This window comes from Oscillibacter acetigenes, from assembly GCF_025567605.1.
Taxonomy (GTDB): domain Bacteria; phylum Bacillota; class Clostridia; order Oscillospirales; family Oscillospiraceae; genus Oscillibacter; species Oscillibacter welbionis.
In genome coordinates, this window is the sequence record NZ_JAOQKG010000001.1 from 147,390 (window position 1) to 163,740 (window position 16,351).

Genomic DNA, 16,351 nt, shown 5'->3' on the forward strand with positions numbered 1-16,351 from the left:
AAAATGTCACTATTGAGATGATGGAGCACCGGCTTTTTGAATCTGGGTGTGTATGCTCCGGATCGCCCATGGAGGGGATTGGCAGAAAAGTCCGGCGGACATGAGTCATAATCCCCACACAGGTGAGGATTCGGGCATACATACGCTTGTCAAAATTGCACACGGCAGAAACGGAAATGCCCATCTTGAAAGCTGAAAAGAAGACTGCCCGAATCCCTGGCAGCTCCGCAAGTTTTGAAGCTGGAGGGCCGGACTATCCGGAGCAAATGCTATATGCGGCTGTACCGGACCGCAGGGATGTGGAACACCCTGTCGTGCTGTATGAATACCAGCCGAACTGGAGGACAAAGAAGAGGCGGAGAAACTTCTGCCGGAGAGTGCACCGGATACTCACAGAACATTGAAGGGAGAATGGTTCCATTAAGCGAGCCTGCTGAAAAGCGGGCTCGTTTTTCAGCCCTGGACAGGCAGATGTCTCTCTTTGCCCCGAAATGCCGAATTTTCCAGCAGTTAGATTGCCATGGAAATGCCGTTTAGAGTGATGGACGACTATATGCAGACGAATTTCCCTGAAGCAAAACCACACACTTCAGCCCCACCATGTGCATAGCATACCATGAGCATAGGCCTTATGAGAAAGGAACGATTGTAATGTCTGCTCTCTTGAAGAAATTCAGCAACCTTCTGTGTGTTAAAAGCATTGTAACGCTTGTCTTGACGGTAGTATTTGCCTATCTCGCTGTTTTGGATCGAATTTCCAACCAAGATTTTTTAACAATTTTTTCAGTTGTCATCGCATTCTATTTCGGCACACAGAGTCAGCGCCTGAATGAAAAGATCGAGAAGGACACAGACAAGAAGCAACTTTAGCTATAACCACAGTTCCCTTACTTTGGATGAGAGGTCAATGAGATGAATTATTTTCCCAACAACAATTTAAATAAAGAACGTCATTGCGGCTCTGCACCTGACAGAGACTCCTCCTGTCAGTGTTTTTGCCCCATTCTCTCCGGTGAACGCGGCCCCCAAGGTGAACGTGGGCCGCAGGGCGAACGCGGGCCCCAGGGTGAACGCGGCCCCCGCGGAGAGCGTGGTCCCCAGGGGCCAAAGGGTGAGCAGGGCTGTCCCGGTCCCATGGGCCCAAAAGGAATGGTGGGCCCTCAGGGACTCCCGGGGCCTCAGGGTATTCGGGGCGATATGGGGCCAAAAGGAGACACAGGAGATATCGGACCGCAGGGTGTCCGCGGGGATCCCGGCCCCATGGGCCCCAAAGGCGACCGCGGCCCCGTAGGGCCTAAGGGTGATCCGGGACCGGCTGGCCCAGTCGGCCCCAGGGGGGAAAGAGGCATTCCGGGCGACCGCGGCCCTCAAGGAGAACAGGGACCTCAGGGTGAGCAAGGGCTTCCTGGTGAGACCGGCCCTCAAGGACTCCAAGGAGATCGCGGCTGTCCCGGACCACAGGGAGAACAGGGCCCCATCGGTCCGGCAGGGCCCCAAGGCGAGCGTGGCGAAAGCGGCCCTCAAGGTCCGGCAGGACCCCAGGGTGAGCGGGGTGAAACCGGCCCTCAGGGTGAACCTGGCCCTCAGGGACCCGCGGGCACGACACCTACCGTCACTGTGGGAACTGTCTCCTCCGGTACTGCCGCAACCGTCACCGCCAATCCGACGGACACCGGGATCTCCCTGGACTTCGTGGTTCCCGTCGGCCCTGCAGGCCCTCAGGGAGAATCCGGCCCGACAGGTCCCCAGGGCCCGGAAGGGCCTCAGGGCGAGCGGGGCGAAACCGGCCCTCAGGGACCTGCGGGCACGACACCTACCGTCACTGTGGGAACTGTCTCCTCCGGTACTGCCGCAGCCGTCACCGCCAATCCGACGGACACCGGGATCTCCCTGGACTTCGTGGTTCCCGTCGGCCCTGCAGGCCCTCAGGGAGAATCCGGCCTGACAGGTCCCCAAGGTCCGGCAGGACCCCAGGGTGAGCGGGGTGAAACCGGCCCTCAGGGTGAACTTGGCCCTCAGGGACCCGCGGGCACAACGCCTACCGTCACTGTAGGAACTGTCTCCTCCGGTACTACCGCAGCCGTCACCGCCAATCCGACGGACACCGGGATCTCCCTGGACTTCGTGGTTCCCGTCGGTCCTGCAGGCCCTCAGGGAGAATCCGGCCCGACAGGTCCTCAGGGCCCGGAAGGGCCTCAGGGTGAACTTGGCCCTCAGGGACCCGCGGGCACAACGCCTACCGTCACTGTAGGAACTGTCTCCTCCGGTACTACCGCAGCCGTCACCGCCAATCCGACGGACACCGGGATCTCCCTGGACTTCGTGGTTCCCGTCGGTCCTGCAGGCCCTCAGGGAGAATCCGGCCCGACAGGTCCCCAGGGCCCGGAAGGGCCTCAGGGCGAGCGGGGCGAAACCGGGCCTCAGGGTGAACTTGGCCCTCAGGGACCCGCGGGCACGACACCTACCGTCACTGTGGGAACTGTCTCCTCTGGTACTGCCGCAGCCGTCACCGCCAATCCGACAGACACCGGGATCTCCCTGGACTTTGTGGTTCCCGTTGGCCCCGAGGGGCCGAAAGGTGAACCTGGTGAAGTTGGACCCGAAGGACCGCAGGGCATCCCTGGGCAGACTCCTGAAATTACAGTGGAGCAAAATATACCTACTGTCTACAAGGTTCGGTTTAAAACTGCGGAGACAGATTTCCTGACTCCCAATCTAAAAGCTGTTCCGGAGGTTTACAACGCAAATCTGTCCTCTGCTGGAAGTGTCTTGACGGTTCCTCTGGAGGCGCTGAACATGACCTTGCAGAACACTTCGGCCACTTCACTCCGCTTTTCCCTCCAGCCTGCGGTAACAGGAACGTCTATTGTGGCCGATATTCGCCGCGCAAGTATTTACGATGGAGCTTCTATTGACAGCCAGACCAATGACAACCTGACAATCTCAGGTGTGTTCGTAGTGGATGATCTGATCTACAGCCAGTCTCAGGAGATGCACTGGACACGAATCCGGCAACAAGAGCCCTCTACCGGTCTTTGGTCCATGTGTGAGATCCGAATCTTTTCTTCCCGAGGCGGTGCCCGTACGTCTGTATGCGTCAACTGGCTATACACGGGAGCCAGTTTCCTGGCACCATAAGTTTTCTTTCTCAGGACTGCAAGTTGCTCTGTGGGGCACTATAAATATTCATCAGAAGTGCAGTAATGTAAACGTGAAACAGAGGGGCAGCCAAACGGTCGCCCCTCTGCTCACACTTACCCATAAAATCAGATGATGAGATGTGAATGCTTTGCAGATGCTCCTTACCCCACTATACTGAAAGCAGAACATGGAATGGGGGGAGGGTATGCTGGGCGGGCGGGACTATACCGGGTACTACCGGCGGTGCGATGGAAAACTATCGATGGGATTCCTGCGGCCATGGATGCCGACACCGGCGAGGAGACTGCCATCCGGATTCTGTTTCTGTTCTTGGACCCGCCCAAGTATTACACGATAAGCAAGCAGTCCCTCTGCGCATTTCTGGAGGTGAGTGGGGGAGCGGAGAGCCGAGTGCAGGTGTCTGAGAAATAAGACGATTACGGGTTCCGCTATTAGTCTCCTGGAAGAAAGCGGAGTCCGCGGCCCGGTGCGCCGGAGCCCTGGCTATTCTCTGTTTCTGTGGTATGTTGTGTTGCTGAACAAGGGAGGCGACACGTATGAACGACTACATGAAGGCCCTGCACCAGCGGTTTTTCTGGGAACTGGAGCGTCCCAGCCTCTCTACTCCCCGAAAGTGAACGGGAAACGAATGGCACCAACGTCTCCGTCCATACAGAGGCGGCGTGCAAGGAGAAGTTGGCCCGGCTGATCGCGGAGATCGCCGCCGAGAAAAAGCGGCGGAAGCAGGCAGAACTGGCAGGTTGAACAAACGGGCCTCCCAGGGCGAACTGCTCTCGGAGGCCCGTATTTTTCCTGACTGTGGCTGGTTGAGTGGTCAGGGATAAAATAAGGTTACATAACACGCATGAAAATTGCGAAAAAATTATAAAAAAGTTCCGCTTTCAACAGAAAGCGGAACTTTCGATGGTGGACGATACAGGACTCGAACCTGTGACCCCCTGCACGTCAAGCAGGTGCTCTAGCCAGCTGAGCTAATCGTCCAAAACGGAACGTATATAGGATACACGAAAACGCACCTTTTGTCAACACTTTTCTTGCGCGATCCTGTTTTTTTTGTTATACTGCTGACAGCACTATGACAGGAGGATCACTATGAATCGTGTGGCATTGGTCACTGGGGCTTCCCGGGGGATCGGGAGAGCGATTGCGGCAGAGCTGGCGGAGGCGGGACATGCTGTCTGTATCAATTACCTGACGCACCGGCAGGAGGCGGAGACGCTGGCAGAAAAAATCCGGAACCATGGTGGAAATGCCATTGCAGTTCAGGCGGATGTGGCGGACCGGGCGGCTGTGGAGACGATGGTTCGCACTGCGGAAGCGGAGCTGGGACCCGTGAGCCTGCTGGTGAACAACGCCGGCATTGCGGGGCAGATCCAATTTCAGGATATCACAGATGCCCAGTGGAATCGCTATCTGGGCGTGAACCTGGGCGGCGCCCGGAACACCATCCAGGCAGTACTGCCCCACATGCTCCATGAGAAGGCGGGCTGCATCGTCAACATCTCATCCATCTGGGGACTGCGGGGAGCCTCCTGCGAGGTGGCGTATGCCTGCACCAAAGCCGCTCTCGTGGGGCTGACCCGGTCCCTGGCGCTGGAGCTGGCGCCCTCCCACATCCGGGTCAACTGCGTGGCTCCCGGCGTCATCAACACCGACATGGTTCAGGTTCTGGGACAGGAGACCCTGCGGGATCTGGCGGAGCAGACGCCTCTGGGACGGCTGGGGACGCCGGAGGACGTGGCCCACGCCGTTGCCTTTCTGGCCTCCGACAAGGCATCCTTCCTCACGGGGCAAATCCTCGCCGCCGACGGCGGGTTCATCGTTTGAAGACTGCCGAACAAGAGAGCCGGGCGCCGCATAGGCGGCGCCCGGCTCTCCGTTACGTCCGCCCCGGCAGCGGCAGCGCGTGGAGGATCACCCGGCCGAAGCAGGCGAGCGTCCGGCCGCTGCCGGCGGTGAGTACCACGTCCGCATCGGCCCGCGCCCGGTTTAGGGAGAAAAGATACACCGTTCCGGCGGGATCCTTGTAATACTGCTTGCAGAAGATATCCCCGTCCACGCAGAAGATCCCCACGTCCCCGGCCTTCAGGGGATCGCGATTCACATAGACCACGGAGCCGTCCGGGATGTAGGGGACCATGGAGTCCCCCTGGATACGCACAGCAAACTCTGCGGCCTGAGGCACGCCGTCTGTGACCTGGAGGTAGTCGAAATCCTCGCCGAACACTGGCGCCGCATAACCGGCCGCCGCAGGGGTCCGGTACAGGGGAATGACCCGGGGCTCCTGCTCCGGGGCTGCGGATTCCTGCTGACAGGCCCGCAGCGCCTCCACCATCGTCTGGACGCTCTCCCGCCCCAGGGGAGAGAGGGAGCGATACTGCTCCAGCAGCTGCCGCTCCCGCTCAGTCAGGACGTCCGCGCCGCGGCGAAAGCTGTCCTGAAACAAGGTGTTGGGGTCCGTCTCCAGACAGTCGAACAGCCGGAGCATCATCTCCTCCTTAGGGAAGCTGACACCGGTCTCGTAGTTGCTGACAGTGGACGGTGTGACGCCCAGCCGATCCGCCAGCTGGGGGCGGGAGAGAGCCAGCTCCTCCCGACGGGCTTTGATCCGGTCTCCAAATGCCATGGATCCCATCCTTTCCGATGTTCTTGACAGTATCCTATCGGATTTCAAGGAAGCTGTCAATCCAATTTTACAAGAAACTTGTAAAATTATACTTGACTTTCAAAAAAACTTGTGCTACTGTATAGCTGTAAACAAGATACTTGTAAAATAAATAAAAATTTACAAGTATCTTGTTTATCAAAATGAAAAAAGCGCCCGCGATTGCAGGCACCTTTTTGGTGGGGGAAGGTGGATTCGAACCACCGAAGCCGAAGGCAACAGATTTACAGTCTGCCCCATTTGACCGCTCTGGAATTCCCCCATATTAAAACTGGAGCTGGTGGACGGATTCGAACCCCCGACCTGCTGATTACAAATCAGCTGCTCTACCAGCTGAGCTACACCAGCAGTTCCAACAGCAGAATTTATCTTACCAGATAAGCGCCTGTTTGTCAACAGAAAATTTTTGCTTTTCCACCCGTTTTTTTCATTTTGCCGGCGGGGCACATGAGACTTGCCGGGATCTGTATACAGGAAAGGAGCATCGCATTTGGAAACAAAGGAACATACCCGCCGACGGCGGACGCTGCGCTGCTCGCTCTGCGGGCTGGAGATCACAGAGGGAGAGGACTACTGGTACTGCAACGGCAGCAGCGTATGTGGGGCCTGCCTCCCGGTGTTCGCCCGGGCGGAGCTGGCTCCCTTCCGCCAGGTGCGGGGAAGGGAGGCGGCGCCATGACGCTGCTGGAGATGTCCGCCCTCTACGCGGAGAGCGCGGCCGCCCTGCGGCGGCGGATCGGCGAGCTGCGGCAGGCGGCGCGGGAGCTGAAGGACGAGGAGGACCGCCGCCTTCTGCGGCGGCGGATCACAGAGCTGACGCCGCTGCTGCAGGAGACCCGGGAGCTGGCGGCGCTGACGGCCCATTATTACGACAGGAGCTATCACAGACATGAGAGATACACGCTTTGACGCCCGCAGCAGCGAGTGGATCGGGGACATGACCGTCTGGCTGCGGGACCATGCGGAGGATAACAGTGAGCAGCTGGAGCGGCTGCGGCGCGGCCTGCGCCGGGCCCGGGAGCAGGAGCTGACGCCCCGGCAGCGGGAGATGGTGTTCCTCTATTACGACCGGGGACTGAAAATGTCCCAGATTGCTCAAAAGCTGGGGGTGAACCGCTCCACCGTCTCCCGCACGGTGAAGCGGGCTAAACAGCGGCTGTACCGCTGCCTGCGGTACGCCCTGTAATTTTCCCTCTTGAGGTTTTGCGGGATACACCGTATAATCGGTATCAAAGAGGGACCATGGATATCCGCAGAAGGGAGCTGCACTCCCAAGGGAGGTTTTACCCATGCTGTACACTACCCTGCACAACCGAATCCTGCGGCTGGTGCTCGCCGTGCTGGGCGAGCTGATCGCGGCCGCGGCGCTGAATCTCTTCATTGTCCCCCTGAGCCTGTACACCGGCGGCCTGCTGGGCTTCTGCCAACTGGTGCGAACGCTGCTGCAGGACTTCCTGGGCGTGAGCTTCGGGGCCTACGACATCGCAGGCGTCCTCTATTTTCTGCTGAACATCCCGCTGCTCATGATCGGGTATCGGAACCTGGGCAGGGGACTGGCGGTGCGGACCATCATCTGTACGGTATCCTACTCTGTTTTTTACAGCATCATTCCCATTCCCACGCAGCCCATTGTGGACGATTATCTGACGGCCTGCCTGCTGGGCGGCATCCTCACCGGGATCGGCAGCGGAATCGTCCTCACCTGCGGCGGCAGCGGCGGCGGACTGGACGTGCTGGGACTCATCATGAGCAAGCGGGACAGTGCTTTTACGGTGGGTAAATTTGCGCTGGGCTTCAATGCCCTGCTTTATACGGCCATCCTGATCCTGTTTGACCCGGAGGTCGCCATTTACTCCGTGATTTACAACTTCGCAAACTCCATGATCCTGGACAGGATGCACCAGCAGAATGTTACCGTTCAGGCTCTGATTTTCACGCGGGAGGACGAGAGCGTCCTGGCGGACTTCATTATCAAACAGCTGGGGCGGAGCGTGACCTACTGGGACGGCGTGGGCGCCTACACCAAGGACGATGTCCGTGTGTTGTGCGTGTGCCTCTCCAAATATGAGATCGAGGAGCTGCTCCACATGGTGCACTCTGTGGACCCCCACGCGTTTTTGACTGTGCAGGAGGGCGTCCGGGTATTCGGCAACTTTCCGCGGAAGCTGGGATGAGGAGAGGAGGATCGCCATGAACGGACCCATTGCTGTATTGGCCGGCACACCGGTGGACACCCGGATGGGCGTGGCATATCTGGAGGAACGGGGGCTGCCGGGCGTGCCGTTTCCCCTCTCCCGGGGACCCAGGGAGCAGACTGCCTTTCAGCACGCCCCGGCAGCGGACAAGCGCCGCCAGGCCCTGGCGGTGCTGAGGGGCGCCATGGCCCAGGGCTGTCGGCGGGCTTTCGTCTACTGCAACTCCCTGTCTGCGGCAGTGGATTTCCCGGGGCTTGCGGAGGAGACGGGGATGCGGATCGTGACGCCGCTGGACGTGTACCGGCGGCTGGCGCTCCGCTACCGGGCGCTGGGAGTCATCGCCGCCAACGCCCAGGGACTCTCCGGCATCGAGAAGGTATTGCTGGAGGCCAATCCCGCCCTGGATCTGCTGGGGGCCTGTGCGCTGCCGGTGGTGCTGGCCGTGGAGGCGGGGATGCCGCCGGAGGAGCTGGTGGAACGCTACCGTCTGGCGGCGCTGGCAGCGTGGTTTGCCGACGGCGGGATGGAGGCGCTGGTGCTGGGCTGCACGCACTTCCCCTATTTTAAGGAGGCCCTGGCGGCCCGGACAAGGCTGCCGCTGGTGGACCCGGCGGAGGAGATGCTCCGCCTGCTGACCCAATGAAGAAAGCGGACCGTGGTTTTCCACGGTCCGCTCTATTTGGCGTGGGAAAGATCACCGACGGCGCCGGGAGCGGTGCGCCGGCCGGGGTCTGCGGGGAGCGCGGCGGCGCTTTGCCAGCCGCTCCCGGCGGCGGTCCAGGGCCGTGGTGCAGCGGTCAAAGCACCACTCCAGGCCCATCTGGATGGGCACCACCAGCAGCACCAGCACGATCAGCACCAGCCAGGCTGCAAAGGACAGGGAGGAGAGAGAGAAGAACGCCCCATAGAACACCACCGCCACGAACATGGCCGCACTCATGGCCACCAGCAGCACCAGCCGCTTGGCATCCAGGGGTCGGGCAGCGTAGTAGATCACCATGAGACCGTTTACCGCCATCAGGATCACGCAGATGGTGGAGAGCTCTGCCAGCGTCAGGTCGAAGGTGTAGACGAACAGCTCCGCAAAGAGGATGACGAAGATGGCTGTGAGACCGCCGGGAAAAGCCCGCCGCAGCACATTGTGGAGGAACTTGCCCTTCACCAGGTCGTGGTTGGGCTCCAGCGCCAGGAAGAAGGAGGGCACGCCGATGGTCAGGGCGGAGATCAGCGTCAGCTGGATGGGAACAAAGGGATAGGGGAAGGCGGCGAACAGGGTGATGAGGGCCAGAAAGAAGGACAGAATGTTCTTCACCAGGTACAATGCCGAGGCCCGCTGGATATTGTTGATGACCCGGCGGCCCTCCGCCACCACCTTGGGCATGGCGGCAAAGTCACTGTCCAGCAGCACCAGCTGGGCCACCTGGCAGGCGGCATCCGCGCCGGAGGCCATGGCCACGCCGCAGTCGGCGTCCTTCAATGCCAGCACGTCATTCACACCGTCGCCGGTCATGGCCACCGTGTGGCCCTGGCTCTGGAGGGCCCGGACGATCTTCCGCTTCTGGTTGGGGACCACTCGGCCAAACACAGTGTACTCCCGCACGGCCGCGGCGATGTCTTGATCCGTCTGGAGCTCCCGGGCGTCCACCCACTGCTCTGCGTTCCGGATGCCTGCCTGGGCCGCCACAGCGGAGACGGTCACCGGGTTGTCGCCGGAGATGACCTTCACATCCACGCCCTGGGTGTGGAAGTAATCGAAGACTTTGGGAGCGTTGGGGCGGATGGGATTCTCCAGCACCAGCAGGGCCAGGGGGATCACCACGCCGTGGAGGCGCCCGATCTCCGCCCCGTCGCACTGGGCCAGCAGCAGTACCCGGCAGCCCTGGGCGGCGTAGGGGGCAGTACGCTTTTCCAGGGCGGCGAAGTCCTGCCCCAGGATATACTCCGGTGCGCCCACCACATAAGCCCCCCGGTCCAGGAAATTCACGGCGCTCCACTTGGTGGCGGAGGTGAAGGGCACGGCTCCCCGGTCCGGCCAGCCGGGCCCCCGGGGAAACTTGTCCGCGATGGCCTTCGCCGTGTCGTTATCCGGATCCAGCACCCGGTAAAAGGCACCCAGAATGTCGGTGATGTCCGTGTCGGAACAGGACTCCGGGTCCAGGGGCACCACCTCCCGCACCTGCATTTGAGGACTGGTGACGGTGCCGGTCTTGTCCACGCACAGCACGTCCACCCGGGCCAGGGTCTCGATGGCGTTCATCTCGTGGATCAGCGTCCGATTCTGGGCCAGCCGCACCACGCTGACCGCCAGGGCCACGGAAGTCAGCAGGAACAGCCCCTCCGGGATCATGCCGATCAGGGCCGCCACCGTGCTGACCACGGACTGCTGCAGGCCCAGATCCTGATTGATGAACTGGTTGTAGAACAACGCTGCGCCGATGGGAATCAACACGATGCCGATGAAGCGGATCAGGCTGTCCAGGGAGCGCATCATCTCGCTTTTGCCGGGGCCGTCATCTTTCTTGGCCGCCAGCGTCAGCTTGGAGGCGTAGGAGTCTGCTCCCACCTGGTCCATCCGGGCCCGGCACTTGCCGGAGATGACGAAGCTGCCGGACAGCAGCTGGTCCCCAGGCTCCTTGGTGACGGCGTCCGCCTCGCCGGTGATGAGGGCCTCGTTCACCTGCACCTGCCCGGTGAGGACCGGTCCGTCCGCAGGGATCTGGCAGCCGGCGGTGAGCTCTACTACGTCCTCCCGCACCAGCTGGTCCACCGGCAGCTCCCGGACCTTTCCGTCCCGAATGATCCGCACCTTCGCGGCGGAGAGGAGGGACAGCTTCTCAATGGTGCGTTTGGAGCGCAGCTGCTGGACGATGCCGATGACGGCATTGGCTGCCACGATGAGGAGGAAGGTCATGTCCTTCCAGTCCCCTACCAGCAGCAGGCACACCGCCAGAACCACGAAAATCAGGTTGAAGTAGGTGAAGATATTCTCCCGGATGATCTGCTTATCGCTTTTGGTGGGAGACTCCACCGGGCGGTTGTCCCAGCCGGCCTCCGCCAGGGCCTGAGCCTGGGCGGAGGAGAGGCCGCTGTCCGCCTTGGGGGCACAGCGGGGCATCTCCTGGCGGCCAGCGGCCGCGGCCTCCGCGGGGGCCGCTTTCCGGTGCGGTTTCACGGACACTCCTCCTTCGACAAAATTTGATTCATTATAGCAATTTTCGGAAGATTTGTATAGAGATGAATTGAAAACTTTCCGTGCCGCAGCAGGCGGAGGAACGCCTTGCTGCCCGCGGAGAGAATATGGATATCCTTTGTATAAAGACAAACTGTAAAAACGATGTCATTGAATGAAAAACATTGGAGGAGTTGTGCATTGTATTCTGCCGGGCACGCCGATATAATGAAGCATAAGAAAGACGTGGGAGGGGAGTCCATGCTGACTTTGGATATGGTCCGGGAGGCCCAGGAGGCCCTGCGGGGCATCGCCCGGCGGACACCGCTGGACAGGGCCCCGAAATTTGGGGAGAACGTGTACATCAAGGCGGAAAACCTGCAGCTGACCGGGGCCTTCAAGCTCCGGGGCGCCTACAACAAGATCCGCAGCCTGACGCCGGAGGAGGCGGCCCGGGGCGTCATCGCCTGCTCTGCGGGGAACCACGCCCAGGGCATTGCCCTGTCCGCATCCCGGCTGGGGATCAAGGCGGTGATCTGCATGCCCGCCGGGGCGCCCATCAGCAAGGTGGAGGCCACCCGTGGCTACGGCGCAGAGGTGGTGCTGGTGCCCGGCGTCTATGACGACGCGGCGGCGGAGGCGGAGCGGCTGACGAAGGAGCAGGGCTACACCTTCGCCCACCCTTTCAACGACCCGCTGGTGATCGCCGGCCAGGGCACCATCGGCCTGGAGATCCTGGAGCAGCTGCCGGACGTGGAGCAGATCGTGGTGCCCATCGGGGGCGGCGGCCTCATCGGCGGCATCGCCTTTGCGGTGAAGCAGCTGAAGCCGGACTGCCGGATCGTGGGCGTCCAGGCGGCGGGCGCGGCGTCCATGTACCTGTCCCGCCACGCCGGGGGCCCCACGGAGCTGCGGAGCGTGTCCACCATTGCGGACGGCATCGCGGTGAAGAAGCCAGGTGATCTGACCTTTGCCCTGTGCCAGCAGTATGTGGATGAGGTGGTCACTGTCAGCGAGGACGAGATCGCCTCCGCCATCCTGGCGCTGATGGAGGGGCAGAAGACCGTGGCGGAGGGCGCCGGCGCCGTGCCGGTGGCGGCGGTGATGTTTGGCAAGGTGGACACGTCGGAGAAGAAAACCGTGTGCGTGGTCTCCGGCGGCAATGTGGACGTGACCACGCTGTCCCGGATCATCACCAAGGGCCTGTCCAAGGCCGGGCGGATCGCAGAGATCAGCACGAAGGTGGCGGATAAGCCCGGCAGCCTGCTGCAGCTTTTGAAGGTGGTGGCGGACAGCGGCGCCAACATCCTCAGCATCAACCATGCCCGGGAGGATCAGCATTCCGACGTGGGAGCCTGCATGGTCTCCATGGTGCTGGAGACCCGGGACGCCGCCCATGTGGAGCAGATCCGACGGGAGCTGACGGCCATGGGCTATGAGCTGGAAAAGGAGTAAAAAGGCGGGCATCCAAAGGATGCCCGCTTTCTTTTCCCTCAATTCCCGGTCTCCAGAGAGATCTGATTGAACATGGTCAGGATATCGTCCATAGAGGTGGCCCGCTTTTCCGCTCCGGCCCGGTCCAGCACCACCCGGCCCCGGTTCATCATCAGGATCCGGTCTCCATACTCCACCGCGTAGCGGAGGTTATGGGTGACCATCATGGCCGTCAAATGCTTTTCACGGATGACTCTGTCCGTCAGGGCCATGATGACCTCAGCGGTCTTGGGGTCCAGGGCCGCCGTGTGCTCGTCCAGAATCAGGAATTTCAGGGGCGTCATGGTGGCCATCAGCAGCGCCACCGCCTGCCGCTGGCCGCCGGAGAGAGCCCCCATCCGCACATCCAGCTTATCCTCCAGTCCCAGGCCCAGGGAGGCCAGCTGCTGGCGATAGAAGTCGATACGCTTTTTATTGACGCCCCGGCCCAGGCCGTAGGACCCGCCCTTGTTATCCGCCAGGGACAGATTTTCCAGCATGGTGAGGTTGGGGCAGGTGCCGGCGGCGGGGTCCTGGTAGACCCGGCCCATGGTGGCGTACCGCTGGTAGTCCTTCAGCTTGGAGATGCTCCGGCTGCCCACCAACACGTCACCGCCCTCGATGGGGATAGAGCCGCAGATGATGTTCAGCAGGGAGGTCTTGCCGCTGCCATTGCTGCCCACGATGGCCACGAACTGGCCCTCCTCCACTGTCAGGGAGAAGTGCTCGAACAGCCGCTGCTCCGTCAGGGTGCCGGGGTTGTAGATCTTCGTGATGTCCCGTACTTCAAGCATGGATGATCGCCTCCCCCTTCCGGCCGGACAGCACCAGCACCAGCAGGAACAGTGCAGCCGTAATCAGCTTCATCATATTGGTGGGCAGTCCCAGGCTCATGGCTACCTGGATGCACAGCTTGTAGAGCACACTGCCCAGCACTACCGCCGTGGTGCCCTGGGGGGAACCCAGGAAGCGGAGGGGCCCGGACTTCCGCAGTCCCCGGGCCAGCCGGGTGCCGGTGTAGAAGTGTATGATGGACACACCGATAATCACCGCCGCCAGGCCGTACACCAGCTGGCCGGTACCCATGGTGGCGGAGAAGCTGCGGGTTTCGTGGCAGACGATGCAGCCGCCGAAGGCCACCAGGGCGTTGGAGATCACCAGCCCCAGGATCTTTACTGTGCCTCGGTCCTTGGCCAAGGTGGTCACCAGGGTGGCGTTGTCGCCCACAGCCCGCAGCAGCAGGCCGGACTTCGTGTGGAAATAGGCGTCCAGCAGCAGCTTGATGACGATGACCAGCGCCAGGGACACAATCAGCTTCCGCCCGGAGAGGGAGAGATCCCCAAACAGGGCCATCACCGGGGCAGAGGTGAAAATGGTGTCCGTACCCCGGTCGATGGTCAGGTTGGACCCGGCGATCTGCAGGTTCACAGAGAACAGGGCGGTCATGGTGATGATGCCCGCCAGCAGGTTCCGCACCTTCAGCTTCACGTGGACCAGACCGGTGAAAAGTCCCGCCAGACCGCCCACTATCAGGGAGGCGGGCAGGGTCAGCCAGGGATCGACGCCCTTGGTCATCAGCACCGCCGTGACAGCGGCCCCCAGGGGAAACGTGCCATCCACCCCCAGATCCGGAAAGTCCAGAATGGAATAGGTGATATACACGCCGTAGGAGATCAGGGCGTAGATCAGCCCCTGGATCAGAGTGCTGGTCAGCAGTTCCATCACATCCATGAGATGAGAAGCCTCCTTGTGAAAAGATCAGATCACGGTGCTGCAGAGGGTGCCGATGCCCTCGATGGCGCATTCCACCGTGTCGCCGGACTGGAGGAATCTGGGCGGATCGAAGCCCATGCCCACTCCCGCCGGGGTGCCGGTGGCGATGATGGTGCCCGGCAGCAGCGTCATTCCCCCGGTCAGCTCCTCCAGGATCTGCCCGATGGAGGTAATCAGCAGAGCGGTATTGGACTTCTGCCGCAGCTCGCCGTTGACCCGGCTGGTGATCTCCAGCGCCGGGGGATAGGCGATCTCGTCGGCGGTGACCAGTACGGGGCCCATGGGCGTGAAGCCGTCCAGACTCTTGCCGAAATACCACTGCTTATGGCCCGTCTGCAGGTCCCGGGCGGATACGTCGTTGAGGACGGTGTAGCCGAAGATGCAGTCTGCCGCATCGACGGCTTTCACGTCCCGGGCGGCTTTGCCCAGCACCACCGCCAGCTCCGCCTCATAGTCCAGCCGGTCCGTAAGGCCCGCGTGACGGGGGATGACGCCGTCGGGCTTCCCGGCCTCGCTGACCCGCTTGGAGAAGTAGACCGCCGCTGTACTGTTCTTGGTGAAGGCATCGGCGCTGTACCGGGCGGATTCCTCCGCGTGGTCCCGGTAGTTCATGCCCAGGCAGACCACATCCTGCCGGGGGCGGGGGATGGGAGCCAGCAGCTCCACATCTGACAGCGGGACCGCACCGCCCCGCTCTGCCGCCGCGGCGGCAGAGCGAAGGTCGGCAAGGGTCATGGTTTCGATCAAGGTGTTCATATCGGCGGCGGGGAGGGGCAGCACGCCCTTTCCATCGGCGGTGAGGGCGCCCACATGCTCGGCGCCGCTGAGACGATAGGTGACAAGCTTCATGAAGAGTTCTCCTTGGTAATGGATGTTACAGATGTTATTCCGCGCACTCCTGGGCCTCCTGGGCGATGTCGTCGGGAATGGTGATGCCCAGCTCGGCCGCCGCGTCGGAGTTGATATACAGGCCATAGTTTTCGATGGTCTCGTAGGGCAGGTCTTCACAGGCGGCCTCGCCGGTGAGGACTTTGGCGGCCATCAGGCCGGTCTGGATGCCCAGCTGGATGTAGTCCAGGCCCGCGCCGCCCACGCAGCCCAGCTTTACCTGCTCCACCTCGGAACCGTAGACAGGGATACCCGCCTCGTCCGTCTTCTCCAGAATGGCGCCCAGCACGCCCACCACATTGTTGTCCGTCAGGTTGGACAGGCAGTCCACCCCATGGGACAGCAAGGTATCCACCGCCTGGGTGACCTCTGCCTGGGAGGTGACGCCCACCGCGTCAATGGTGAAGCCGTAGTCCGTTGCCAGCTCCTCATAGACGCTGATGGAGTAGACGGAGTTGGCCTCGCTGGTGGTGTAGACGATGCCGATGGTGTCGGCATCCGGCTGCAGGGCCCGGATCAGCTGGAGCTGGCCCTCCACCGGCAGGGCATCGGAAGTGCCGGTGATGTTGCCCGCGTCCAGGTGGGCGCCCACCGGGTCGGTGATGGCGGTGAAGATCACGGGGATGTCCTTGTCCTCCGCGGCATTGAAGCAGGCGATGGCGGAGTTGGTGGCGATGCCCACCATCAGGTCCGCGTCCTCGGCGGAAAACATCTGGCCGATTTGGGTAGCCTGGTTGTCGTCGAAGTTGGCGTTCTGGTAGTCCACCTCAAAGTCCGTGCCCTCCACCAGACCGGCCTGCTCCAGGCCCTGGAGGAAACCCTCCCGGCAGTTGTCCAGGGAGCCGTGCTGGCCGTACTGGCTGATGCCGATCAGATACTTGACGGGCTCACCGCCGCTTTCGCCGGAGGAGGTGTCATCGGTGCCGCCGCAGGCGGCCAGGGACAGGATCATGGTCAGGGACAGGCCGCAGGCGGCCAGCTTCTTCAGCAGATTCATCATAATAGATTCTCCAATCTTTGATACAG

The 16,351-nt window shown here is 61.6% G+C and carries 15 protein-coding genes and 3 tRNA genes; 9 read left to right on the forward strand and 9 right to left on the reverse strand.

All coding sequences use genetic code 11. From position 1 onward, the window contains the following. The first annotated feature begins 2,796 nt into the window (after positions 1-2,796). Together OCV80_RS00735 and OCV80_RS00740 are read left to right on the forward strand one after the other, a co-directional pair. Positions 2,797-3,138, forward strand: a complete 342-nt coding sequence (locus OCV80_RS00735; RefSeq protein ID WP_119311621.1) for a hypothetical protein — start codon at positions 2,797-2,799, stop codon at positions 3,136-3,138. Positions 3,139-3,420: 282 nt separating this feature from the next. Then, entirely contained in the window at positions 3,421-3,573 is a 153-nt protein-coding gene (locus OCV80_RS00740) for a hypothetical protein (protein ID WP_155979286.1), read from the forward strand. A 493-nt stretch (positions 3,574-4,066) separates the two neighbouring features. Here OCV80_RS00740 and OCV80_RS00745 read toward each other — a convergent pair. Further along, positions 4,067-4,143, reverse strand: a tRNA-Val gene (locus tag OCV80_RS00745). 111 nt (positions 4,144-4,254) lie between these two features. Here OCV80_RS00745 and ymfI point away from each other — a divergent pair. Next, positions 4,255-4,989, forward strand: a complete 735-nt coding sequence (gene ymfI / locus OCV80_RS00750; RefSeq protein WP_021748997.1) for an elongation factor P 5-aminopentanone reductase — start codon at positions 4,255-4,257, stop codon at positions 4,987-4,989. Positions 4,990-5,041: 52 nt separating this feature from the next. Here ymfI and OCV80_RS00755 read toward each other — a convergent pair whose 3' ends face one another. From OCV80_RS00755 to OCV80_RS00765, 3 genes are all read right to left on the reverse strand, one after another. Continuing rightward, positions 5,042-5,788, reverse strand: a complete 747-nt coding sequence (locus OCV80_RS00755; RefSeq protein WP_119311619.1) for an XRE family transcriptional regulator — start codon at positions 5,786-5,788, stop codon at positions 5,042-5,044. A 216-nt stretch (positions 5,789-6,004) separates the two neighbouring features. After that, positions 6,005-6,089, reverse strand: a tRNA-Tyr gene (locus OCV80_RS00760). A gap of 10 nt (positions 6,090-6,099) precedes the next feature. After that, positions 6,100-6,175, reverse strand: a tRNA-Thr gene (locus tag OCV80_RS00765). A gap of 142 nt (positions 6,176-6,317) precedes the next feature. On the opposite strand from OCV80_RS00765, the gene OCV80_RS00770 reads away from it, so the two are divergent. From OCV80_RS00770 to OCV80_RS00790, 5 genes are all read left to right on the forward strand, one after another. Continuing rightward, positions 6,318-6,506, forward strand: coding sequence for a hypothetical protein (locus OCV80_RS00770; protein WP_025544094.1), 189 nt, complete (start codon positions 6,318-6,320; stop codon positions 6,504-6,506). Then, positions 6,503-6,736, forward strand: coding sequence for a hypothetical protein (locus OCV80_RS00775; protein WP_036631428.1), 234 nt, complete (start codon positions 6,503-6,505; stop codon positions 6,734-6,736). Before OCV80_RS00770 ends, OCV80_RS00775 begins: the two co-directional genes overlap by 4 nt. Next, entirely contained in the window at positions 6,717-7,013 is a 297-nt protein-coding gene (locus tag OCV80_RS00780) for a sigma-70 family RNA polymerase sigma factor (RefSeq protein WP_021751542.1), read from the forward strand. The genes OCV80_RS00775 and OCV80_RS00780 overlap by 20 nt, the downstream gene beginning before the upstream one ends. Positions 7,014-7,116: 103 nt before the next feature. Further along, the gene (locus OCV80_RS00785) at positions 7,117-8,001 is read left to right on the forward strand and encodes a YitT family protein (protein WP_021751543.1); all 885 of its coding nucleotides are present in this window, start codon (positions 7,117-7,119) and stop codon (positions 7,999-8,001) included. A gap of 16 nt (positions 8,002-8,017) precedes the next feature. Next, a complete protein-coding gene (locus OCV80_RS00790) occupies positions 8,018-8,665 on the forward strand; it encodes an aspartate/glutamate racemase family protein (RefSeq protein WP_136891028.1) in 648 nt (215 codons plus the stop codon). 51 nt (positions 8,666-8,716) lie between these two features. On the opposite strand, the gene OCV80_RS00795 is transcribed toward OCV80_RS00790, so the two are convergent. Then, positions 8,717-11,194, reverse strand: coding sequence for a cation-translocating P-type ATPase (locus tag OCV80_RS00795; RefSeq protein ID WP_249390830.1), 2,478 nt, complete (start codon positions 11,192-11,194; stop codon positions 8,717-8,719). Positions 11,195-11,452: 258 nt separating this feature from the next. On the opposite strand from OCV80_RS00795, the gene ilvA reads away from it, so the two are divergent. Beyond that, positions 11,453-12,646, forward strand: a complete 1,194-nt coding sequence (ilvA, locus tag OCV80_RS00800; RefSeq protein WP_036629692.1) for a threonine ammonia-lyase — start codon at positions 11,453-11,455, stop codon at positions 12,644-12,646. Between the two features lie 38 nt (positions 12,647-12,684). On the opposite strand, the gene OCV80_RS00805 is transcribed toward ilvA, so the two are convergent. From OCV80_RS00805 to OCV80_RS00820, 4 genes are read right to left on the reverse strand one after another with little or no spacing between them, the layout of a single operon-like run. Continuing rightward, the gene (locus OCV80_RS00805) at positions 12,685-13,458 is read right to left on the reverse strand and encodes an ABC transporter ATP-binding protein (RefSeq protein WP_136891027.1); all 774 of its coding nucleotides are present in this window, start codon (positions 13,456-13,458) and stop codon (positions 12,685-12,687) included. Next, entirely contained in the window at positions 13,451-14,395 is a 945-nt protein-coding gene (locus tag OCV80_RS00810; protein ID WP_021748193.1) for an ABC transporter permease, read from the reverse strand. Before OCV80_RS00810 ends, OCV80_RS00805 begins: the two co-directional genes overlap by 8 nt. 27 nt (positions 14,396-14,422) lie before the next feature. Further along, entirely contained in the window at positions 14,423-15,286 is an 864-nt protein-coding gene (locus tag OCV80_RS00815; RefSeq protein ID WP_136891026.1) for a fumarylacetoacetate hydrolase family protein, read from the reverse strand. A 34-nt stretch (positions 15,287-15,320) separates the two neighbouring features. Next, positions 15,321-16,325 (reverse strand): ABC transporter substrate-binding protein, encoded by a 1,005-nt coding sequence (locus OCV80_RS00820; protein WP_021748191.1) that lies wholly within the window; start codon positions 16,323-16,325, stop codon positions 15,321-15,323. Between the last annotated feature and the right edge of the window lie 26 nt (positions 16,326-16,351).

Coding starts and splice junctions, on each gene's coding strand:
- OCV80_RS00820 (WP_021748191.1), bottom strand. CDS start 16,325: ATGATGAATCTGCTGAAGAAGCTGGCCGCCTGCGGCCTGTCCCTGACC.
- OCV80_RS00810 (WP_021748193.1), bottom strand. CDS start 14,395: ATGGATGTGATGGAACTGCTGACCAGCACTCTGATCCAGGGGCTGATC.
- ilvA (WP_036629692.1), top strand. CDS start 11,453: ATGCTGACTTTGGATATGGTCCGGGAGGCCCAGGAGGCCCTGCGGGGC.
- OCV80_RS00735 (WP_119311621.1), top strand. CDS start 2,797: ATGACCTTGCAGAACACTTCGGCCACTTCACTCCGCTTTTCCCTCCAG.
- OCV80_RS00805 (WP_136891027.1), bottom strand. CDS start 13,458: ATGCTTGAAGTACGGGACATCACGAAGATCTACAACCCCGGCACCCTG.
- OCV80_RS00775 (WP_036631428.1), top strand. CDS start 6,503: ATGACGCTGCTGGAGATGTCCGCCCTCTACGCGGAGAGCGCGGCCGCC.
- OCV80_RS00815 (WP_136891026.1), bottom strand. CDS start 15,286: ATGAAGCTTGTCACCTATCGTCTCAGCGGCGCCGAGCATGTGGGCGCC.
- OCV80_RS00780 (WP_021751542.1), top strand. CDS start 6,717: ATGAGAGATACACGCTTTGACGCCCGCAGCAGCGAGTGGATCGGGGAC.
- OCV80_RS00785 (WP_021751543.1), top strand. CDS start 7,117: ATGCTGTACACTACCCTGCACAACCGAATCCTGCGGCTGGTGCTCGCC.
- ymfI (WP_021748997.1), top strand. CDS start 4,255: ATGAATCGTGTGGCATTGGTCACTGGGGCTTCCCGGGGGATCGGGAGA.
- OCV80_RS00790 (WP_136891028.1), top strand. CDS start 8,018: ATGAACGGACCCATTGCTGTATTGGCCGGCACACCGGTGGACACCCGG.
- OCV80_RS00740 (WP_155979286.1), top strand. CDS start 3,421: ATGGATGCCGACACCGGCGAGGAGACTGCCATCCGGATTCTGTTTCTG.
- OCV80_RS00755 (WP_119311619.1), bottom strand. CDS start 5,788: ATGGCATTTGGAGACCGGATCAAAGCCCGTCGGGAGGAGCTGGCTCTC.